Origin of the sequence: Candidatus Symbiopectobacterium endolongispinus, assembly GCF_018777385.1 — a bacterium.
Taxonomy (GTDB): domain Bacteria; phylum Pseudomonadota; class Gammaproteobacteria; order Enterobacterales; family Enterobacteriaceae; genus Symbiopectobacterium; species Symbiopectobacterium endolongispinus.
This window is the reverse complement of the sequence record NZ_JAFJYB010000002.1, coordinates 512776-534795: the sequence shown is the minus strand read 5'-3', so window position 1 is coordinate 534795 and position 22020 is coordinate 512776. Positions and strand designations below refer to the sequence as shown.

At 52.5% G+C, this 22020-nt stretch carries 14 protein-coding genes, 2 tRNA genes and 7 pseudogenes; 7 read left to right on the top strand and 16 right to left on the bottom strand.

Annotated elements, in window-relative coordinates; translation table 11 throughout:
• Position 1: 1 nt before the first annotated feature.
• The 3 genes and pseudogenes from JZM30_RS09360 to JZM30_RS09350 all read left to right on the top strand — a co-directional run bounded on the left by JZM30_RS09360 (position 2) and on the right by JZM30_RS09350 (position 1922).
• Positions 2 to 487 carry a phage tail protein gene (locus tag JZM30_RS09360; protein ID WP_252318444.1) on the top strand — a complete coding sequence of 162 codons (486 nt, stop codon included), beginning with the start codon at positions 2 to 4 and terminating at the stop codon, positions 485 to 487.
• Positions 484 to 1618 (top strand): annotated as a pseudogene (locus JZM30_RS09355) (phage late control D family protein). Before JZM30_RS09360 ends, JZM30_RS09355 begins: the two are co-directional and overlap by 4 nt.
• Positions 1619 to 1703: 85 nt before the next feature.
• Positions 1704 to 1922 (top strand): DNA-binding transcriptional regulator, encoded by a 219-nt coding sequence (locus JZM30_RS09350; RefSeq protein ID WP_252318443.1) that lies wholly within the window; start codon positions 1704 to 1706, stop codon positions 1920 to 1922.
• A gap of 174 nt (positions 1923 to 2096) precedes the next feature.
• Here the strand turns inward: JZM30_RS09350 and rplS are convergent, their stop codons facing one another.
• The 5 genes from rplS to ffh form a co-directional block, all read right to left on the bottom strand.
• Positions 2097 to 2444, bottom strand: a complete 348-nt coding sequence (gene rplS / locus JZM30_RS09345) for a 50S ribosomal protein L19 (RefSeq protein WP_222157879.1) — start codon at positions 2442 to 2444, stop codon at positions 2097 to 2099.
• Between the two features lie 59 nt (positions 2445 to 2503).
• Positions 2504 to 3259 carry a tRNA (guanosine(37)-N1)-methyltransferase TrmD gene (gene trmD / locus JZM30_RS09340; RefSeq protein ID WP_252318442.1) on the bottom strand — a complete coding sequence of 252 codons (756 nt, stop codon included), beginning with the start codon at positions 3257 to 3259 and terminating at the stop codon, positions 2504 to 2506.
• 38 nt (positions 3260 to 3297) lie between these two features.
• Positions 3298 to 3846 carry a ribosome maturation factor RimM gene (gene rimM / locus JZM30_RS09335; protein ID WP_252318441.1) on the bottom strand — a complete coding sequence of 183 codons (549 nt, stop codon included), beginning with the start codon at positions 3844 to 3846 and terminating at the stop codon, positions 3298 to 3300.
• 18 nt (positions 3847 to 3864) lie between these two features.
• On the bottom strand, positions 3865 to 4113 hold the full coding sequence (rpsP, locus tag JZM30_RS09330) for a 30S ribosomal protein S16 (RefSeq protein WP_196907624.1): 249 nt from the start codon (positions 4111 to 4113) through the stop codon (positions 3865 to 3867).
• A gap of 149 nt (positions 4114 to 4262) precedes the next feature.
• Positions 4263 to 5624, bottom strand: a complete 1362-nt coding sequence (gene ffh, locus JZM30_RS09325) for a signal recognition particle protein (protein WP_252318440.1) — start codon at positions 5622 to 5624, stop codon at positions 4263 to 4265.
• 181 nt (positions 5625 to 5805) lie between these two features.
• On the opposite strand from ffh, the gene JZM30_RS09320 reads away from it, so the two are divergent.
• Positions 5806 to 6600, top strand: a complete 795-nt coding sequence (locus JZM30_RS09320) for a cytochrome C assembly family protein (RefSeq protein ID WP_252318805.1) — start codon at positions 5806 to 5808, stop codon at positions 6598 to 6600.
• A 65-nt stretch (positions 6601 to 6665) separates the two neighbouring features.
• Here the strand turns inward: JZM30_RS09320 and luxS are convergent, their stop codons facing one another.
• The 11 genes and pseudogenes from luxS to JZM30_RS09265 form a co-directional block, all read right to left on the bottom strand.
• Positions 6666 to 7181, bottom strand: a complete 516-nt coding sequence (gene luxS, locus JZM30_RS09315; protein WP_252318439.1) for an S-ribosylhomocysteine lyase — start codon at positions 7179 to 7181, stop codon at positions 6666 to 6668.
• A 169-nt stretch (positions 7182 to 7350) separates the two neighbouring features.
• Positions 7351 to 8607, bottom strand: a pseudogene (gene gshA, locus JZM30_RS09310) (glutamate--cysteine ligase); the annotation flags it as partial.
• Positions 8596 to 8902 (bottom strand): annotated as a pseudogene (locus tag JZM30_RS09305) (YqaA family protein); the annotation flags it as partial. The pseudogenes JZM30_RS09305 and gshA, both read right to left, overlap by 12 nt.
• Complete coding sequence (gene yqaB, locus JZM30_RS09300; protein ID WP_252318438.1) at positions 8899 to 9465, bottom strand: fructose-1-phosphate/6-phosphogluconate phosphatase; 567 nt, start codon at positions 9463 to 9465, stop codon at positions 8899 to 8901. The gene yqaB and the pseudogene JZM30_RS09305, both read right to left, overlap by 4 nt.
• A gap of 196 nt (positions 9466 to 9661) precedes the next feature.
• Positions 9662 to 9738 (bottom strand) — tRNA-Arg (locus tag JZM30_RS09295).
• Between the two features lie 8 nt (positions 9739 to 9746).
• Positions 9747 to 9839 (bottom strand) — tRNA-Ser (locus tag JZM30_RS09290).
• 301 nt (positions 9840 to 10140) lie between these two features.
• Positions 10141 to 10326 (bottom strand): carbon storage regulator CsrA, encoded by a 186-nt coding sequence (csrA, locus tag JZM30_RS09285; protein WP_252318437.1) that lies wholly within the window; start codon positions 10324 to 10326, stop codon positions 10141 to 10143.
• 326 nt (positions 10327 to 10652) lie between these two features.
• Positions 10653 to 13280, bottom strand: a complete 2628-nt coding sequence (gene alaS, locus JZM30_RS09280) for an alanine--tRNA ligase (RefSeq protein ID WP_252318436.1) — start codon at positions 13278 to 13280, stop codon at positions 10653 to 10655.
• Positions 13281 to 13418: 138 nt separating this feature from the next.
• A pseudogene (locus tag JZM30_RS09275) lies at positions 13419 to 13870 on the bottom strand (regulatory protein RecX).
• Between the two features lie 79 nt (positions 13871 to 13949).
• On the bottom strand, positions 13950 to 15029 hold the full coding sequence (gene recA, locus JZM30_RS09270; RefSeq protein ID WP_252318435.1) for a recombinase RecA: 1080 nt from the start codon (positions 15027 to 15029) through the stop codon (positions 13950 to 13952).
• 151 nt (positions 15030 to 15180) lie between these two features.
• Positions 15181 to 16401 (bottom strand): ISL3 family transposase, encoded by a 1221-nt coding sequence (locus tag JZM30_RS09265; RefSeq protein ID WP_252317149.1) that lies wholly within the window; start codon positions 16399 to 16401, stop codon positions 15181 to 15183.
• 106 nt (positions 16402 to 16507) lie between these two features.
• Between JZM30_RS09265 and JZM30_RS24710 the strand changes: the two are divergent.
• From JZM30_RS24710 to rapA, 3 pseudogenes are all read left to right on the top strand, one after another.
• Positions 16508 to 16688: pseudogene (locus JZM30_RS24710) on the top strand (hypothetical protein); the annotation flags it as partial.
• Positions 16689 to 16753: 65 nt separating this feature from the next.
• A pseudogene (locus JZM30_RS09260) lies at positions 16754 to 18920 on the top strand (DNA polymerase II); the annotation flags it as partial.
• A 171-nt stretch (positions 18921 to 19091) separates the two neighbouring features.
• A pseudogene (gene rapA / locus JZM30_RS09255) lies at positions 19092 to 21995 on the top strand (RNA polymerase-associated protein RapA).
• Positions 21996 to 22020: the final 25 nt, after the last annotated feature.

Genomic DNA, 22020 nt, shown 5'->3' with positions numbered 1-22020 from the left:
CATGATGCTCACGCTCGGGCTGTTTGTGTTTCAGCTCCAGACCCTGCCTTACCAGAACATGCAGCGCAACGTGGAATACCGCTGGCCGTCAAACAGCCGCGTCGGCCAGCGCCCGGCGTTGCAGTTCTTGGGCATTGAAGAGGAAAAAATCACCCTGTCGGGTGAGTTGATGCCGGAAATCACGGGCGGCACGCTGTCATTATTGATGCTGGAAACCATGGCCGATCAGGGGATGGCTTGGCCGCTGATTGAGGGCAGCGGCACCATTTACGGGGTATTTGTGGTGAACAGTATCAGCCAGACGAAAACCGACTTTTTCCCCGATGGCCGCGCCCGGCGCATTGAATTTACCGTGACGCTGACCCGCGTAGATTCGTCGCTATCTGCCATGCTAGGCGATTTGCGCCAGCAGGCCGAGGGCTTGCTGGGCAGCGCCGGAGCGCTTGCCAATAAGGCACGATCCGCCATCGGGGGATTATTCGCATGATTAACCCGTTAAATGTACGCGCAGGCAGTAAGACCGCCCCCGCGTACCTGCTGCGTCTGAATGAGCAGGACATTACCACCATCATTAGCCCACGTCTGCTATCGCTGAATCTGACCGATAACCGGGGCTTTGAGGCCGACCAACTCGACATCGAGCTCGATGACAGCGACGGGCAGGTACAGTTGCCACGCCGGGGCGCGGTGCTGTCGGTGTTTTTAGGCTGGCAGGGCGAAGCGCTGATCGGCAAAGGCGATTTCACCGTGGACGAAATCGAACACCGGGACGCACCGGACACGATGACTATCCGGGCGCGCAGCGCGGATTTTCGCGGGTCGCTCAATTCGCGCCGGGAATTGTCGTACCACGACACCACGCTGGGGGCGATTGTGGCGCAGGTGGCAACGCGTAATAACCTTGTGCCGATGCTGGCTGACGGGTTCGCCGGGATAAAAATCCCGCATATCGACCAGACGCAGGAAACCGATGCGGTGTTTATTACCCGGCTGGCTGAGCGCAACGGCGCGATTGCGGCTATCAAAGCCGGGCGTTTGCTGTTTATCCGCCCCGGAACGGGAAAGACGGCCAGCGGTAAACCCATTCCGCAACAGGTGATTGAACGCAGTGACGGCGATCGTCATAGTTTTAGCCTGGCTGACCGGGGGCTTACACTGGGGTGACGGCAAGCTGGTTGCACACCAAAGAGCCAAAGCCGAAGAAACCTAAAAAGGTTAAGGTACAGCGCAAAGTCTTACTGCATCAAGGGCCACAACCCACCCATCCCAAAGCGAAGAAAACAACAAAGGTGCCAGAGGCGCGTGAGGGTAACTACATGGTCGGCACCGATGAAAATGTGCTGGAACTGACCACCGTGTTTTCTACCAAGGCACAGGCCATGCGTGCCGCACAAGCGAAATGGGACAAATTACAGCTTGATGTCGCTGAGTTCTCTATCGCGCTGACCTGTTTCCGGAAACCCAGGTTCAGGTCAGCGGCTTTAAGCAGGTGATCGACGAACAGCTGTGGACAATCTCAAAAGTGACGCATGATCTGAGCAATAGCGGCTATACCACGCAGTTAGAGCTGGAAGTATTGTTGTCTGATGCTGAGTTAGAAGCCAGTGATGAAACTTAAAATATAAACTTAAATATGCATTTTTAAGTTTTGGTGTTTGTGGTTATAATGTCATCATAGCCGGAAAAAAATGAGGTAGTTCACTATGATGCATTTCCCTCTGTGCCAACACGCGGCACATACCCGATCCAGTCGTTACCTGAGTATTAAAACCAAAGAGCGTTATCATCAATGTACCAACATCAATTGCAGTTGCACGTTTAAATCAATGGAGACTATCTCTGACATGATTATGACGCCCGGTAACGTTAACTCAGCCCCACCGCACCCAACGCGAACCAATCAAGGTACTCTGTGGGTTTAAAAAACGTCACAAACACCCGCCCGCAAATGCGGGTTTTTTTACGCCCTGAAAATGGTGGCCGTGGACAAAAAATTTTCGCGTGGACAGAATGTGGACGAAGACATAAAAAAAGGGTTTAGCCATTAGCTAAACCCTTCGTAACTAAAAGTTTTTGGATGTCGCGTTAGCGAACTCTTAGTTAAGACGCTCTTTGATACGAGCAGACTTACCAGTGCGCTCACGCAGGTAATACAGTTTAGCCTGGCGTACTGCACCACGACGTTTCACAGTGATGCTGTCAACAACCGGAGAGTGAGTCTGGAATACACGCTCTACGCCTTCGCCGTTAGAAATTTTGCGAACAGTGAATGCAGAGTGCAGGCCGCGGTTACGAATAGCGATAACCACGCCCTCGAATGCCTGCAGACGTTTTTTGCTACCTTCAACGACCCATACCTTCACTTCAACGGAATCACCCGGACGAAATGCAGGTACGTCCTGCTTCATCTGCTCTTGTTCAAGCTGCTTAATAATGTTGCTCATAATATGTCTCTTACCCTAGGTAAACTGATACATGGGTACGCGCACCGAAGTGCAACGCCCTAATCCTCTCGTTGCTCAGGCTGATGTTCACGCTGGAACTCAGTCAGCAACGCCGTTTGCTCGTCAGTCAGAGCTAGGCTTTTCAGAAGTTCAGGTCTTCTAAGCCAGGTTCGGCCAAGCGACTGCTTTAATCGCCAGCGACGTATTTCAGCATGGTTTCCCGACAGTAACACCAGGGGAACCTCCACGCCTTCCAGCACTTCAGGACGAGTAAAGTGTGGACAATCCAACAGCCCATCTGCAAAGGAGTCCTCTTCCGCAGAAGATTCATGCCCCAGCACGCCAGGAATAAAACGGGATACCGAGTCGATAAGCACCATTGCTGGCAACTCACCGCCACCAAGAACGTAATCCCCGATTGACCATTCTTCATCAATTTCGGTTCTGATTACGCGCTCGTCAATCCCTTCATACCGGCCGCACACCAGAATCAGTTTCTGATGCGTTGCGAGCTGCCGTACGCCCTGTTGATCCAGCTTACGGCCCTGAGGTGATAAATAAATTACCCTGGCACCGTCGCCTGCCGCGGCCTTTGCTTCATGAATGGCATCCCGTAAGGGTTGCACCATCATCAGCATACCGGGGCCGCCACCATAAGGGCGATCGTCCACGGTACGATGCCGATCGTAGGTGAAATCACGAGGATTCCAACACGTTACGTTCAGCAGGCCATTTTTTACTGCCCGACCAGTGACTCCATAATCAACCACTGCGCGAAACATCTCTGGAAACAGGCTAATCACCCCAATCCACATTTTTGCGTTCCACTCAGTTCGTTCGTTTGATTCAGAGCTCAAAAACTCGGGTCCCAATCTACTTCAATCGTTTTCGTAGAAAGGTCTACGTGCTTGATAACCTGTCCGGTCAGAAACGGAATCAGCCGTTCCTTCGCGCCGAACGCATCTTTCAGGTTAGCTTTGACCACCAGCACATCGTTAGAACCGGTTTCCATCATATCAATGACTTTGCCCAGCTGATATCCCGCAGATGTAATGACTTCGCAGCCAAAAAGATCCTTCCAGTAATAATCACCTTCCTCCAAATCAGGGAGCTGTGCAGAATCTACAACGATCTCAGCGTTCGTTAATAAATTTGCCGCATCGCGATCATAAACACCTTTTACTTTGATGATCAGATCCTGATTGTGGTGTTTCCAGCTTTCGATCTCGACAATCTGCCAGGATCCCTGAGACTGGATATACCAGGGCTGGTAATCAAAAATGCTTTCGGTTTCTTCGGTGGAGGAAAACACCCTGAGCCAACCCCGAATACCATACGTTGACCCCATTTTTCCCATCACGATGGGATTAACAGGGGATGACGGGTTAAGTTGCTTGCTCATTGTCACCACCGCAGCAGATTACGCAGCTTTTTTAGCATCTTTGATCAGCGCAGAAACGCGATCAGAGATAGTTGCACCTTGGCCAACCCAATGTGCAATACGGTCCAGATCCAGACGCAGAGCTTCGGCTTTACCGGCTGCGATCGGGTTGAAGAAACCGACGCGCTCGATGAAACGACCGTCGCGTGCATTGCGGCTGTCAGTCACGACGACTTGATAGAACGGGCGTTTTTTCGCGCCGCCACGTGCCAAACGAATTGTTACCATAACATCCTCTTTAGTTAATAAAACACCCGGGCCCCATCGAGGAACGGGGCCCGGGTGTCATATAAAAATCCCGAAAAAATTTTACTCATTTTGGCACAAAAAGCAATCTAAAGCGTCAATTTGCGCTGCCAAGAGCAAAAAAATCGCTCTTAACGCCCCGGGAAACCCGGCGGCATCATACCTTTCATGCTACGCATCATTTTTGCCATACCGCCATTTTTCATCTTTTTCATCATACGCTGAATGTCGTCAAACTGTTTTAACAAACGGTTGACGTCTTGCACCTGCATGCCTGACCCGGTGGCGATACGACGCTTGCGTGACCCTTTGATGATTTCCGGCTTGGCACGTTCCTGTTGCGTCATCGAGTTGATGATGGCTTCCAAACGCACCAGCACTTTGTCATCCATTTGAGATTTCACGTTGTCCGGCAACTGTCCCACGCCCGGCAGCTTGCTCATCATGCTGGCCATGCCGCCCATGTTACGCATCTGCTTAAGTTGATCGAGGAAGTCGGTTAAATCAAAGCCATCCCCTTTCTTCAGCTTTTTCGCCAGTTTTTCCGCCTGAGAGCGGTCAACCTTGCTTTCAATATCTTCGATCAGGGAAAGCACATCCCCCATACCGAGAATACGCGACGCAATACGTTCGGGATGGAACGGCTCCAAGGCCTCTGTCTTTTCGCCAACGCCGAGGAATTTAATCGGTTTGCCGGTAATATGACGAATTGACAGCGCCGCACCGCCGCGCGCATCACCATCAATTTTAGTCAAAATCACACCGGTAAGCGGCAATGCCTCATTAAAGGCTTTTGCGGTATTGGCCGCATCCTGACCGGTCATGGCGTCAACCACAAACAGTGTTTCAACAGGCTTGATGGCCGCATGCACCTGCTTGATTTCGTCCATCATCGCTTCGTCAACGTGCAGACGACCGGCCGTATCCACCAGCAGCACATCGTAAAACTTCAGTTTGGCGTGTTGCAGCGCGCGGTTAACGATATCAAGCGGTTTTTCATGCGCGTCGGAGGGGAAGAAATCCACCTCGACCGTTTGAGCCAGGGTTTCCAACTGTTTGATCGCCGCAGGGCGGTATACGTCCGCGGAAACCACCAGCACTTTCTTCTTGTGCTTCTCACGCAGGAACTTGCCCAGCTTACCCACGCTGGTGGTTTTACCCGCCCCTTGCAAACCCGCCATCAACACCACGGCCGGCGGTTGAGCTGCCAGATTCAGAGCTTCGTTGGTTTCTCCCATCGCGGCAACAAGTTCGTTTTTGACGATCTTGATGAATCCCTGGCCCGGCGACAGGCTTTTGTTTACTTCATGCCCGACGGCACTTTCCTTGACCCGGTTGATAAAATCACGCACCACAGGGAGCGCCACATCGGCTTCAAGTAAGGCCATGCGCACTTCGCGCAGGGTGTCTTTGATGTTGTCTTCAGTCAACCGTCCGCGGCCACTGATGTTGCGCAATGTGCGCGAGAGTCTGTCAGTTAAGTTATCAAACATTATCTTGTGCTCAACGAAAGGCGGGCCGCATACGCGACACTCTGGACAAATATGGCTGATTATACCATGAAAGACGAAACGATTGCTGTGAAGCGCGACGATAACCGGTTTGTGCGTGACGAGACAACCGCTATACTGGCACTCCCTATCACTTCAGCATCCGCTCAATGTGTTGATCACTATGCCACTCTTTGCCATTACAGCGTTAGTCGCCTATTCAATCAGCCTGGGACTGATTATTCCTGGCCTATTGCGCAAACAGAGTGCCTACCGCCGGTTGGCGATGATCTCTGCGACTGTGGCCCTGTTCTGCCACGCCATTACGCTCTATCACCGCATTTTTGATGTTCAAACCGGGCAAAATCTTAGCCTGTTGAATATCGGGTCTACCATCAGCTTGATGATATGCACCGTGATGACGGTTGTTGCATCGCGCAATCGTGGCTGGTTTCTGTTACCTATCGTTTACGCGTTTGCGCTTATTAATCTGGCCTTTGCCAGCTTTTTGCCCGGCGAGTTTATAACGCATCTGGAAAAAAAGCCGGGGCTGCTGTTCCATATCGGGCTGGCGTTGTTCTCTTATGCCACCCTGATTATTGCCGCGCTCTATGCGCTGCAATTAGCACTGATCGATTATCTGCTCAAAAACAAAAAGCTGAGCATAGTTTCTGAAATGCCGCCGCTGTTGAGTATTGAGCGCAAGATGTTTCATGTCACGCAAATTGGCGTCATCCTGCTGACGATGACGTTGTGCAGCGGTTTGTTTTACATGGATAACATCATTGAGAACAAAGAGAATCTTCACAAGGCGCTGTTCTCCTTGTTTGCCTGGTTCAACTATATTCTGCTGCTGTGGGGGCATTACCATGAAGGGTGGCGCGGACGCCGAGTGGTATGGTTCAGCATGGTGGGCACACTGTTACTGACGCTGGCCTACTTCGGCAGCCGTGTTATCCAGCACTTTGTTGCACAGTAATACGCTTTATCCGTAACGATATGAAAACAAAAAAGGCACCTGGTGAAGGGTGCCTTTTTTATTTTTTAGATATGCAACTCTGCCAGTTTATCCTTCGGTAACGCCAGATCGTCATTCTGGTTGACGCCAATCGGATGCGCCAGAATATGGCGTGCAATGTCCTGAGCCTCTTCCAGAGAGTGCATCCCATAGGTGCCGCACTGGAACTCGTTTAGCTCAGGGATTTTGCGTTGATCGGTCACTTTGAGCACATCCTCCATCGCCGCGCTCCAGGCTTTAGCCACGCGTTGCTCTGCCGGTGTGCCAATCAGGCTCATGTAGAATCCCGTGCGGCAACCCATCGGAGAAATATCGATAATTTCAACGCCATCACCATTTAGATGGTTGCGCATTAAACCGGCAAACAGGTGCTCCAGCGTATGAATACCGCGCTCCGGCATCACCTCTTTATTCGGGCGACAGAAACGCAGATCGAACACGGTAATGGTGTCGCCATGAGGGGTTGTCATGGTTTTAGCCACTCGAACCGCCGGTGCTGCCATGCGGGTATGGTCTACGGTGAAGCTATCTAATAACGGCATGTTGCCACCTCCTCATAAAAAAAATGACTTTTTTCATCTTTCCAAGAAACTTTTTGGTTCCCAACGAGTCTGACTCTATGAAAGACGCGCATTTATCATCATCCCTATTTCTCAGAGATGTTTTTCTGCCACGGCTTATACCGTGGCCTTTTCTTTATCTAGTGTCTGCTCAAGCCTGAGTCGCTGCCAGATAGGCCTCGAACGACAGCGTATCTTGCGCTTCCAGCGCGCGCAGTTTGTTGCCAAGCGCGTTCACTCTCGGCAACAAACTGCGCCTCCGTCAACACCGCTAAAGGCTCTTGACTGAGCTGCTCACGATAACGGTCTGCCAACGTCAAGCCAAGATTACCGCAGCCCTGCGCTTTCAATAGCGGCAACAGACGCCCGGAGAACGTGTTTTCCGGCTTATCGAACCCTACGCTCAGTTCGTCGCAGACCTGCTGATAATAGGGCTGTTCATGTTCTCTATCCAGCACTTCTGCCACGCGGCGTAGATCGCGGAACAAGGCATGTCCAACATCGGCCAATGGCTGCTGCCGCGTTTCACATCCCATACCGACGGTCAACCCCGGTTTGCGCCCTTCAAGAATAATACGGTTCCTGTTTTTACGGGTACATTGCAGTTCGGCGCTATCCATTTTCGGCGCATCAGCCAATGCGCACCAGATCAGGAACAGATCGAGGAAACGCACCTGCTCAGCGCTGACCCCTGACGGCGTAAAGGGATTGATATCCAATGAGCGTACTTCAATATACTCAATGCCGCCGCGCATCAGCGCATCAGAGGGCGTTTCGCCACTGCGAGTTACACGTTTAGGACGGATCGGCGCATACAGCTCATTTTCAATCTGCAACACGTTGGTATTGAGCTGCAAGTAGCGATCGCCTTGTCTAACCCCCATCGCGGCATATTCCGCTGACGGCGTTTTGATCGCACGCTTCAGCGCTGCCACATATCCATCCAGCGTATTAAACGTGATGCCCAGATTGCTCTGTGATTTGTTGGTGTAGCCCAGATCACTCAAACGCAATGAGATCGCATAGGGGAGATAATAGAGCCCGTTTTCGCCAAGTTCAAACGGCAATGCCGTTTCACGCCCCTGCAAAAAAGAAGAGCAGATGGCGGGCGATGCGCCAAACAGATAAGGAATCACCCATCCGAAACGGTAGTAGTTGCGGATCAAACGAAAATAACCGGCGGATATCTCCTGCTTACCACTTTCAGCGTCAGAGACGCCCGCACGCGCTTGCCAGAATGCCAGCGGCAGTGAAAAGTTGTAATGCACCCGGAAATGGTCTGCATCAACGCGCCATAGCGGTTTTTCAACCCCTCACAGTAGAGCGTTTTAAACCGACCAACGTTCGATGTGCCGTACTGAGCCAGCTCGATATTTGTCTCATCGGGAATAAAACACGGCATGCGCAGCCATCCCGCTGCCACGCATAGCACGTCGCCAATAACCGGTACCCAACTCAACAAAAGCGCCACCGGACCATAACGCTGCAACAACCAGCGTAGCGCCGTCCAGAATACGCCCCAGCACCAGATTGGTCATACCGCCCAGCGTATTGCCTATTGTTGCCACGACAATCAGCGGCACCGCGCCGGTAACCTTCGCCACCAATAAAGAGACCAGCAGCACTTCAGAGCTGCCAGGTAATAATGTCGCGCTGAGAAAACTACTCCAGAAGAGAGAAACCAGTCCCCAGAAGGCACTCACAGCGTGCGCACATCGACAACAGCCATGTTTGCGCGCTGCGCTGCCTGAATGCCAAAATCCGCATCTTCAAATACGACGCAGGTTTCAGGCTCTACCTGCATGAGCTGGGCGCAGCGCAGGAAGGCGTCAGGAAACGGTTTATGATGCAGTACATCCTCCGCGACGACAATACCAACAAAGTAGTCGCGCAAGCCAAGATGACGTAGCAGCCTGTCAGCCAGATGGCGTGGGCTACCGGTGCCAACCGTCATAGGTCGACGTCCCTGGTACGCTTTCACCACGTCAATCAATGGCAACGGCTTAACCGTATCAAACAGCATCTCTTCCACCAGCGCCAGCTTTTCAGTGGCCAGCGCCTTTGGGTCCATATCCACGTTATGCCGGGCCAGGATCACCGCTGCGATGTTCTCAATGGGAGCACCATTGTACGCCACCATTTCTTGAGCATCATAGGTCATGCCGTACTTGCCCAGAATGTTATGCCAGGCTGCGCGGTGTGTGGGCTCAGTATCGAGGATGGTGCCATCCATATCAAAAATAAGACCTTGATAACGATCGTACATCGTGACTCCGTGAATAGCGCAAAAGAGCCGTTACTTTAGCGCAAAGTCAAAATGATGTCGCTGGTTCAATAAAACCACAAAAAGCAAGGCTATCGGTGTATAAGCGGTTAGCAAGGGTGGATTAGCCGCGTGCAGGTAACGCTGGGGATAAAATCAAAGGGAAAGTATGGGATATTATGATTCACAACATGAGGAATGGTGCATCCGGGAGGATTCGAACCTCCGACCGCTCGGTTCGTAGCCGAGTACTCTATCCAGCTGAGCTACGGATGCATGGTAAATGGCGGTGAGGGAGGGATTCGAACCCTCGATGCAGCTTTTGACCGCATACTCCCTTAGCAGGGGAGCGCCTTCAGCCTCTCGGCCACCTCACCAACACGCTAACCTTCGAACCACGATGATGATGTTTCTTTCATAGTGCTCACCGGTACTGCGTGGCGCACATATTACTTTCCCGGACTTATAAGTCAAACAATTTTTCCTAACTCTTGGTTGTTTGAACAAATCACACCCAACACGCACAGATTCACAGCGAAAAGTCTATTTTATCAACAGCGTTAACGGCTATTGATGCCTGTGACAAAACGCACTCATAGGAAACTAAAATGGCATGGGAGGATATTCAGGGAAGCTAAAACGAACGCGCCCCGCCTGAGAGGCGAGACGCTTGGTAAATCAGTAGGACGTCGGTTGCGACTTTTCTGCTTGGATCCGCTGGTAAATCTCTTCGCGGTGAACAGAAACTTCTTTCGGAGCATTAACACCAATGCGAACCTGGTTGCCCTTTACCCCTAGCACGGTAACCATCACCTCATCGCCAATCATGAGGGTTTCGCCAACTCGACGAGTCAAAATAAGCATTCTTTGCTCCTTGAAAGATTATAAAGAGTCGGGTCTCTTTGTCCCCCCGCCATTCTCCATCATGCGCCGTGAAAACATAAACCTAAATGGGGAAACGCACTCCGCCATCTTACTCCAGTGTATCGTTAATTTTAGTTTAGTCGATGTCAGCCGTTTTCGCTGTTTTATCACGACATTTGTTATCACAACAAAGGGCTACAGCATGCTCCTCTTACCAACACAAGCTCGGCAGACCGATATCCCCCCCCGGCGCACGTCCCTGGCCTAAGGGGGAAACGCCAAAATGAATATTTTGGCGTTTCGTTGAGATAACACACTATTTATAGTTATAGCCTATCCGTTACCCATGTTTCAACGCTAGATAGTGCCGAAGGTAAAGCGGCTGGGTTGTTCCCACCGGCTTGTGCCATATCAGGACGTCCGCCCCCTTTACCACCGACCTGCTGAGCGATAAAGCCAATCAATTCACCGGCTTTAACACGATCGGTCAAATCCTTCGTGATACCGGAAATCAAGCTGATTTTATCTTCTGAGACGGTTGCCAGCACAATGATGGCTGAACCGAGCTGGTTCTTCAGATCGTCCACCATAGTACGCAATAATTTCGGGTCGGTGTTATCCAACTGTGTTACCAACAGTTTAGCACCCTTGATCGTTTTCGCCTTCGAGGAGAGCGAGGCACTTTCCTGGGCTGCCTGCTGTTCTTTCAACTGTTGCAGCTCTTTTTCCAACTGACGAGTACGATCCAGCAGGGAACGCACTTTTTCCGCCACGTTATGGCTATCGCCTTTGACCAGTTGGGTCACATCCTGTAATACGTCACTTTGACGATGCAGCGCCACCAGTGCCACACTGCCCGTTACGGCTTCAATGCGTCGAATACCCGCCGCCGTCCCTGATTCGGAGACAATCTGGAACAAACCGATATCCCCGGTACGTTTGGCGTGCGTACCGCCACACAGCTCAATGGAGAAATCGCCCATGGTTAATACGCGCACATGGTCTTCATATTTCTCACCGAACAGGGCCATTGCACCTTTGGCTTTTGCATCCGCCAGCGCCATCACGTTAGTGTCAACGTAGTGGTTACGACGAATCTGCGCGTTGACAATATCTTCCACCTGACGGATTTGCTCTGCCGTCATGGCTTCCGGTTGCGAGAAGTCAAACCGCAGGTAGTTATCGTTAACCAACGAGCCTTTCTGCGCAACGTGCTCGTCCAGTACCTGGCGCAGCGCGGCGTGCAGCAAGTGAGCGGCGGAGTGGTTAAGACGAATACGATCGCGACGCTCACTATCTACATCAGCATTCACCGTATCATTGACGCGCAACGTACCCTGAGTCAGAGACCCCAGGTGACCAATTGCCTGACCAAACTTTTGGGTATTCCCAACGGTAAAGCGCACGTTGGCATTATGCAGTGTCCCGGTATCGCCGACCTGACCGCCCGATTCCCCATAGAACGGTGTTTCATTGAGGATAACCACGCCCTCTTCACCGGCATTGATCGCTTCGACCGCCTGTCCATTTTGATAGAGTGCGATAACCGTAGCCAGCTGCTGTGTCTTGTCGTATCCCGTAAATGGCGTGGCCACATCAACACGAATCAGGGTGTTATAATCGATGCCGAACCCACTGGTTTCACGCGCGCGCTGTCGTTGTGCTTCCATCGCACGCTCAAAGCCGTCCTTATCCACCGTAAGATCGTGCTCACGGCACACGTCTTCCGTTAAATCGAACGGGAAGCCGTAAGTGTCATACAGCCGGAACGCCGTCTCACCGTCCAGTACGTTCCCTTTCAGGTTTTTGATCTCTTCATCCAGCAGGCTAAGGCCGCGTTCCAGCGTGCGGGCAAACTGCTCTTCTTCCGCTTTCAGCGCCTGTTCAACCACCGCTTGCTGCTGTTTCAATTCATCAGCCGCCGCCCCCATGACCTGAATCAATGGCGCAACCAATTTATAGAAGAAGGCCTCTTTGGCACCGAGGAAATTACCGTGACGCACCGCGCGACGAATAATACGGCGCAGAACATAACCACGGTTTTCGTTGGATGGCACGACGCCATCAGCGATCAGGAATGCGCAGGAGCGGATATGGTCAGCGATAACGCGCAAGGACTTGTTGCTCAAATCCTGAGTGCCAATAATGCGCGCCGCTTCTTGGATCAATGTGGTAAAGACATCGATCTCGTAGTTGGAATTTACGTGTTGCAATACCGCAGTAACACGCTCCAGCCCCATCCCGGTATCAACAGACGGTTTAGGCAACGGAACCATGGTGCCATCAGCCTGACGGTTGAACTGCATAAATACCAGGTTCCAGATCTCGATATAGCGATCGCCATCTTCATCCGGGCTTCCCGGAGGACCGCCCTGGATATGGTCGCCATGATCGTAAAAAATTTCCGAACACGGACCACATGGGCCAGTATCACCCATCTGCCAGAAGTTATCAGACGCGTATTGACCGCCCTTGTTGTCACCAATACGGATAATGCGCTCGGCGGGTACGCCGACTTCGTTTGCCCAGATGTCATAGGCTTCATCGTCGGTGGCATATACCGTTACCAATAATTTCTCTTTGGGCAGGTTAAACCATTGCGCACCAGTCAGCAGTTCCCATGCATATTGGATGGCATCACGCTTGAAGTAGTCACCGAAGCTGAAATTACCCAGCATTTCAAAGAAGGTGTGGTGACGCGCGGTGTACCCGACGTTATCTAAATCGTCATGTTTACCGCCTGCACGCACGCAGCGCTGTGACGTGGTAGCACGCACATAGTTGCACTTGTCCAGCCCCAGGAAAACATCCTTGAACTGGTTCATTCCCGCATTGGTAAACAGCAATGTCGGATCGTTATTCGGCACCAGTGAACTACTGGAAACGATCTGGTGTCCTTTACTCTGGAAAAAATCGAGAAACGCTTGACGGATCTCAGCGGTGCTCTTGCTCATAATTGTCCTGGAATGAAACTAAAAGAACAGATCGTGGGCAAGGCTAGTGCAGCATAGTGACGCTACCCGTGCAACTCACGAACAAAAAGTGGGAATAAGATAAATTTTCTTCGGGGGGAAGTAAAACACTGGATGCATTCAATGCGAAAAATTCGTATAAATGTCCTGAATTTCATCATGAGAAAAGCCGCGAGTTAACAAGTATCGCTGTTGTTTTGCTTTTTCTTTCCAGTCAATTGGCGGCACATCACCAAATTTACGCGTTGCTACCTGCTGCGCGAGGGCGAACCAGTCAATTCACATTCCATCAATGCGGATGAAATGACAGAACGCGAAAGGCCTTTCTGACGTAATTCCGCCACAATACGCTGAGAGCCATAGCCTTTTCGGCTTCGTCCATGAATGTACCGCTGAGCAAATCGCGCATCATCCAACCAGCCGTGTTCATGGCAATATGCCAAAGCAGCGTCAAATGCCGGATCAACACGAGCCGTCAACTTGCGGCGTAGCTACCCTTCACTGTGATCGCGTACCGCTAACAGGCGCATTGCAATAGTGAGTGCGTTAACAGAGGGAGTTGATGGTGTCATTGAAGATACATCTTGGTGAGAGAGCACGACAAACTACGAATAACGTTTATCGTGCTCCATTCAAGTCACTTAACGCGGTTTAAAATTCGCCGTTATTTTCACTACCCGCGGTTTCTGCATCATCGTAGAAACCCGCTTCGCTTGCTGGTGCAGACACATGATCTTTGTTGTGCAGCAGCATTTCACGCAGCTTTTTATCCAACTCGGCCGCGACTGCCGGGTTTTCTTTCAGGTAATTGCACGCATTCGCTTTGCCTTGCCCGATCTTGTCGCCGTTGTAGCTATACCAAGCACCCGCTTTCTCAATCAGCTTATGTTTCACGCCAAGATCGACCAACTCACCGTGGATGTTGATCCCTTCACCGTACATGATCTGGAACTCAGCCTGTTTAAAGGGCGCAGCCACTTTGTTTTTCACCACTTTCACGCGGGTTTCGCTGCCCACCACTTCTTCTCCATCTTTAATGGAGCCAATGCGGCGGATATCGAGACGTACAGAAGCATAAAACTTCAGCGCGTTACCCCCGGTGGTGGTTTCCGGGTTACCAAACATAACGCCAATTTTCATACGGATCTGGTTGATAAAAATCAGCAGCGTATTCGCCTGCTTCAAGTTACCGGCCAGCTTACGCATCGCCTGACTCATCATGCGAGCCGCCAGACCCATGTGGGAATCACCGATTTCACCTTCGATTTCCGCTTTCGGCGTCAGTGCCGCCACGGAGTCAACGATGATCACGTCAACCGCGCCTGAACGCGTCAACGCATCGCAAATCTCTAACGCCTGCTCGCCGGTATCGGGCTGAGAACACAGCAGGTTATCTATGTCGACACCCAGCTTTTTGGCATAAATCGGATCGAGTGCATGTTCAGCATCGATAAATGCGCAGGTTTTACCTTCACGCTGTGCAGCGGCGATAACTTGCAGCGTTAGTGTGGTTTTACCTGACGATTCTGGTCCGTAGATTTCAACGATACGCCCCATTGGCAGCCCACCAGCCCCCAAGGCAATATCAAGTGACAGAGAGCCGGTAGAGATCGTTTCAACGTCCATTGAGCGGTCTTCGCCCAAACGCATGATAGAACCTTTACCAAATTGCTTTTCGATCTGGCCCAGCGCAGCCGCCAATGCCTTTTGTTTGTTCTCGTCAATAGCCATTTCTACTCCTGTCATGCGGCGTAACGCTCTCGCTACACGGCCGCGCGCTTTATGTGACTGACACTGGTATGTAATCAAACAGGCGTGTCACCGAATCATTAATAGCATTATACTGTATACACATGGGTCTTCCCCTATCATGGTGGGAGACTCATAACAACATGTTTAACCTGCCGTAATGGAACATCACTGCCACCTTAAAGCGTTCTTTGTTCCGGTATCCTCTGGACTTGATCCGCAGCAGCCTTATCTTGCTGTTTAGTGACTCTGCATTACCGTTTGATACCCTGTGTTTCATGGCATTCAGGATCCCGTACAGTCGTTTACGTAACGTCCGGGCGGCGCTGCTTAGTAGCGGGACACCAACGTCTTTTGCCATCCCTATCCATTCCAGCCACAGACGCCTGCTGTGTTCGTCATACCGGCGGTTCCAGAGTTCCCGGGCCAGCGCCTTCATTGCCCAGCAACGGCTGGTATCAGGCAGAACCATCTGCGCTGCTTCCAGTCTTTCTGCTATTCGACCATGACGTTTATGGCGACCGTACAACCACAGATAACGGGAACGATGTGCACTTTTTCGTGCCGGTAACGGGATGGTTTTCATCTCCAACTGTCGTGTTTTATCTACGACGGCACAGAGCATTTTCGCTACATGGAAGTGGTCGAACGCGATCTTCTCCACCGCGTTAGGCAGATGGAGCCGCGCTGCGCTTATATAGGATAGATTCATGTCCATCGACAGGGTTTTAATGGATTCAATCTGGCGGTCACCCAGACTCCGGAGATAGCCAGCAAGACTTTCAACTCCGCGATCATCTTTGAGTTCCAATGCCTGTCCTTGGGTATCAGAGATAACGGTGACGTACTGATGCCCCTTTTTGAAAGCGACCTCATCAACACAGAGATGACGTGCGGCCTGAGGTGTTTTTCGACGGGCCAGTCCACGCTTAACCGCCCGTTGCATAATATTATCGACAGCATTCCAGCTCAGCCTCAGCTGTTTCCTGACGGCATCCACGGTGCTGATTTTCAGCCATGAGATAACGAACGACTCGAACAACAGCGTATACCGGCTACCGGGGCCGGCCCATGGAACAGACAGCGTCTGGTAGCCATGCTCCGGGCACATAATACGGGGTACATCAGCTTCGACTATTGTCGCGAACTGACAGGTATCGAGATGGCGCCATTTACGATGTCGGTGATCGTGAATAGGACAAGATTTCCCGCAGGTTGGACAGGTTAACTGAGTGTTTTTCGCAATCTCAACTGTAACGGTAACAGAACCGGCATTTTCATCGAGAGAAAGAGACTTTACCTGCCACGGAATAGACAGGTTGAGGATATGAGCGTAGAGAGACTTTTCGTCCATGGTGGTGACCTCTGGCGATTTAATACGCCATTATCATGCCTTCAGCCACCACAACAAGGGAAGACCCATATATAACCATACTTAATACTTCTCTTTTGGCTGAGGTATTCACGCGTGGTGCAGGCGTCTCAGGGGGTTTATTCTTACCCGCCACTGGCATGGCACCCCCGCTGGCATTCAGATTGATCTCTGGCTCGCCACCGACGGTGGTCCGGTGCTGGTTTCATTACCACCTCAACAGGAGGTGGCCTTCATTCCCGCGCAGCAGCAGGCGCGCACTGAAGTGCTGCTGAATACCGATACCTAAGTGACCCGTAAGCAGCGTCCCCCCCCCCCCCCCCCCCCCCCCACCTCGTTGCGCCCTTTGATGTTACAAGATTTCCACCACCAGCCGCTGCTGGGCCTCTATTGTTCTCATTACCGCCAACTGCTGGCACTGGAAAAGCGATTACAGGAAGCGGGCATTACCGTTTATGAAGCGGACATCCCCCCAGATCGTTATCTGATGGAACGCTTTATCACCGCGCCGGTGTGGTTCAGCGGTCAGCCTGCCGGGCTGAATGCGGTGGTTCACGCTCAGATGAAGCCCAGCCCTGACTATCGTCCCAGATTAAAGCTGGTGTCGCTGGATATCGAAACCAGCCGGCACGGTGAGCTTTACTGCATCGGGCTGGAAGGGTGTGGGCAGCGTCAGGTGTATATGCTGGGCCTTGAGCCCGATGATGTGCCGTCTGCCCCTGAATTTGCGCTGGAATATGTCAACAGTCGCCCACAATTGTTGGAGAAACTCAACGCCTGGTTTGCAGAGCACGATCCCGATGTCATTATCGGTTGGAATCTGGTGCAGTTTGACCTGCGTGTGCTGCAAAAACATGTCGAGCGTTATCGCATCCCGCTGCGCTTGGGCCGGGGCAATCAGGAACTGGAGTGGCGCGAGCACGGTTTCAAACAGGGGCATTTCTTCGCCAGTACGCCAGGGCGGCTGATTGTAGACGGCATTGAAGCCTTGAAATCCGCTACCTGGAATTTTCCCTCTTTTAGTCTGGAGTACGTGTCCCAGACGCTGCTGGGGGAAGGCAAACTGTCGGATAATCCCTACCAGCGCATGGATGAAATCGAGCAGCGCTTTGCACACGATAAACCCGCCCTCGCCCGCTATAACATTCAGGACTGTGAGCTGGTCACGCGCATTTTTGAAAAAACCGAGCTGATGCCGTTCCTGCTGGAACGCGCCACCGTCACCGGATTGGCGGCGGATCGCAGCGGCGGGTCGGTCGCCGCATTCAGCCACCTGTATCTGCCGCGCATGCATCGTCTTGGCTACGTAGCTCCTAATCTGGGCGAAGTTGCCGTGGAGGCTAGTCCCGGCGGCTTTGTCATGGATTCATCTCCTGGGCTGTACGATTCGGTGTTGGTGCTCGATTATAAAAGCCTGTACCCCTCGATCATCCGTACCTTTCTTATCGACCCGGTGGGGTTGATTTGCGGCATGCAACAGCCGGATGACGACGCGTCAGCGCCCGGCTTTCGTGGTGCCCGCTTCTCGCGCCAGCAGCATTGCCTGCCCGCCATTGTCGAGCAGATTTGGCAGGGACGCGATGCCGCCAAGCGCGCCGGGAATAAACCGCTGTCGCAGGCGCTGAAAATCATTATGAACGCTTTCTATGGCGTGTTGGGTGCCAGCGGCTGCCGTTTATTCGATCCGCGGCTGGCCTCCTCAATCACCCTGCGCGGTCACGAGATTATGCAGCAAACCCGCGCCTTGATTGAGTCGCAGGGCTATCAGGTGATCTACGGTGATACCGACCCCACCTTCGTCTGGCTGAAACGCACGCATGATAATGATGAAGCCATCGAGATATGCCGTAATCTGGCCCAGTTGGTCAATCACTGGTGGCAAAACCACCTGCAACAAACGTTAGGGCTCACCAGCGCGCTCGAATTGCAATTTGAAACCCACTACTGCCGCTTTTTGATGCCCACCATTCGCGGTGCGGAACAGGGCAGCAAGAAGCGCTATGCGGGAATGGCGCAGACGCCTGACGGGGAAAAATCGTTTACAAAGGGCTGGAAACGGTACGCACCGATTGGACGCCGCTGGCGCAGCAGTTTAAACAGCAGCTTTATGCGCGTATCTTCCGCCAGCAGCCGTATCAAGCCCGGCTGCGAGAATATGTCGAAAAAACCCTGAACGGCGAGTTTGACGATCTGCTTGTCTACCGTAAACGGCTGCGTCGTCCGCTGAGTGATTACCAGAAAAACGTACCACCGCACGTGCGTGCCGCCCGACTCGCTGACGACTACAACCGCCAGATAGGTCGCCAGCTTCAATACCAGAATGGCGGTTGGATCAGCTATGTGATGACGCTCAACGGCCCAGAGCCTTTGGAAACCCGGCATTCTACGCTGGACTATACTCACTACGTCGAGCGCCAACTGCAACCGGTGGCTGATGCGATTCTGCCGTTTTTACAGGATGATTTTCCAGCCTGATTACCGGCCAGATGGGATTATTTTAAGCGTTGAATGGATGACGAATGCCGCGCCTTCCATTACCATACCCCTCTTTTAATGCCTGACTGAAAACGGGTATGCATTACCACCACTAATCATTCATCCCCAAAGGGATTAACGACAGGCTTTACTCTTTCCGACATGCCCGACAATGACAAATATCGAGCTACGAATTTATGCTTTTTACACTTGGTCAACGCTGGATCAGCGATACGGAAAGCGAGCTGGGACTGGGCACGGTTGTTGCTCTGGATGTACGCATGGTCACACTGCTTTTTCCCGCAAGCGGAGAAAATCGCCTCTATTCTAGAAGCGATGCTCCGATCACCCGTGTCATGTTTAATTCTGGCGATACCGTCACCAGCCACGAAGGCTGGCAGCTCAGCGTCACTGAAACCAGCGACGAAAACGGGCTGATCGTTTATATCGGTGAACGCCTTGATGACGGTACACCGGCAGAGCTGCGCGAAGTGATGCTGGACAGCAAGTTGACCTTTAATAAGCCGCAAGTTCGCCTGTTTGCCGGACAGTTCGATCGTATGGATCGCTTTGCCCTGCGATATCGCACGCGTTTGCACCAACAGGCTCAAGCATTGCAGCCTTGGGGTGGCCTGCGCGGCATGCGCGCCAGCCTGATCCCCCACCAGTTGCACATTGCGCGCGAAGTGGGTCAACGCCACGCGCCGCGCGTACTGCTGGCCGATGAAGTGGGTCTGGGCAAGACCATTGAAGCCGGGATGGTTATCCATCAGCAACTGCTGGCCGGGCGCGCTGAACGCGTGCTGATTGTGGTGCCGGAAACCCTGCAACATCAGTGGCTGGTGGAGATGCTGCGCCGCTTTAACCTGCTGTTATCCCTGTTTGATGATGATCGCTATGCCGAGGCCCGACTCGACAGCAGTAACCCGTTTGAGACCGAGCAGTTAATCATCTGCTCCCTGGGTTTTGTTCAGAAAAATGCGGCGCGCTTTGAACAACTGCTCGCCGCCCACTGGGATTTACTGGTGGTCGATGAAGCACACCATCTCGCCTGTAGCGAAGCCGCCCCTAGCCATGAATATCAGGCGATTGAGCAGTTGGCGCAACGCATTACTGCCGTGCTGCTGCTGACTGCAACCCCTGAGCAACTCGGCCAGGAGAGCCACTTTGCTCGCTTGCGACTGTTAGATCCAAATCGTTTCCACGACTACCGTGAATTCGTTAAAGAACAGCAGCAGTATCGTCCGGTGGCGGATGCCGTTGCGCTCCTGCTTGCCGATGAAAACCTCAGCAAAGATGAGATGAACCTGCTCACCGAATTGCTGAGCGAGCGAGACTGCGAACCGCTACTCAAGGCTGTCAATAGCGACACCGCCGATCGCCAAACCGCACGGCAGGAACTGATTGCCATGCTCATGGACAGACAAGGCACCAGCCGCGTGCTGTTCCGCAATACGCGCCAAGGTGTAAAAGGCTTCCCGCAGCGTGCGCTACACCAGATCAAGTTACCGCTGCCCGCGCAATACCAGACGGCTATTAAAGTCTCCGGCATCATGAGCGGCAGTAAAACGCCGGAAGCACGCGCGCGCGACATGCTGTACCCGGAGCAGATTTACCAAATGCTGGAAGGGGACGATGCTATCTGGTGGAACTTTGATCCGCGCGTTGAGTGGCTGCTCGGTTACCTGACCGCCAATCGCGACAAAAAGATATTGGTGATTTGCGCCAAAGACGCTACTGCTTTGCAGCTTGAGCAGGTATTACGCACGCGTGAAGCAATTCGCGCTGCCGTATTCCATGAAGGGTTGTCTATCCTTGAGCGCGATCGCGCGGCAGCCTATTTTGCTTCGAAAGAAGATGGTGCGCAGGTACTGATCTGCTCGGAGATCGGTTCTGAAGGGCGTAACTTCCAATTCGCCAGCCACCTGATCATGTTCGATCTGCCGTTTAATCCGGATCTGCTGGAGCAGCGTATCGGACGTCTGGATCGTATCGGCCAAACGCAAGAAATTCAGGTGCTGGTACCCTACCTGGAAAACACCGCACAGGCGCTTCTGGTACGGTGGTATCACGAAGGGCTCGATGCCTTCGAACATACCTGCCCAACGGGCCGTACCATTTATGATGCCCATTACAGCACGCTGATTGAGCGCCTGAGCGTTCCAACAGAGAGTGACGGGCTGGATGAATTTATTCGTACCTGCCGCCAACAGCACGATGCATTGAAAGCGCAGCTCGAACTCGGCCGCGATCGCCTGCTGGAAATGCACTCCAACGGCGGTGAAGCCGCGCAGATGCTAGCTCAATCCATCGAGGAACAGGACAACGACGTCAACCTGGTCACTTTCGCTCTGAATCTGTTAGATATTGTCGGCGTGAATCAGGAAGATCGCAGCAATAATCTGATTATTCTCACACCTTCCGATCATATGCTGGTGCCGGATTTTCCCGGCTTGCCGCAGGATGGCTGCACCATCACCTTCGAACGTGAGCAGGCGCTGTCGCGGGAAGATGCACAGTTTGTCAGTTGAGAACATCCGCTGATCCGCAACGGCATGGATCTGATTTTGTCCGGAGATACCGGTAGCTGTGCCGTGTCACTGCTGAAAAACAAAGCGCTGCCTGTGGGGACGCTACTGGCTGAGTTGGTCTACGTGGTGGAAGCACAGACACCTAAGCAGTTGCAGTTGACCCGCTTCCTACCGCCGACACCGTTACGTTTACTGATGGATCGCACCGGTAAAAATCTGGCTCCGCAGGTAGAGTTTGAAAGCTTTAACCGCCAGCTCAACGCGGTAAACCGCCATACCTCCAGCAAATTGGTGAATGCGGTACAAGCCGACGCTCACAGTATGTTGCAGCAGGCCGAACCCTTGGTGGCTGCTCAGGCGCAGCAGTTGATTATAGATGCGCAACAGCAGGCCGATCTGCAACTGCGCCGCGAACGGGAACGGTTGGAAGCCCTGAAGGCGGTTAACCCGAACATCCGTGACGATGAACTGCTGGCGCTGGAAACACAGCGGGAACAGGTGCTGCTCAATCTGCATCAGGCTAACTGGCGGCTGGATGCCATTCGTTTGGTGGTGGTCTCTCACCAGTAGTCAATAATGCCGGCGGCAACGGCCT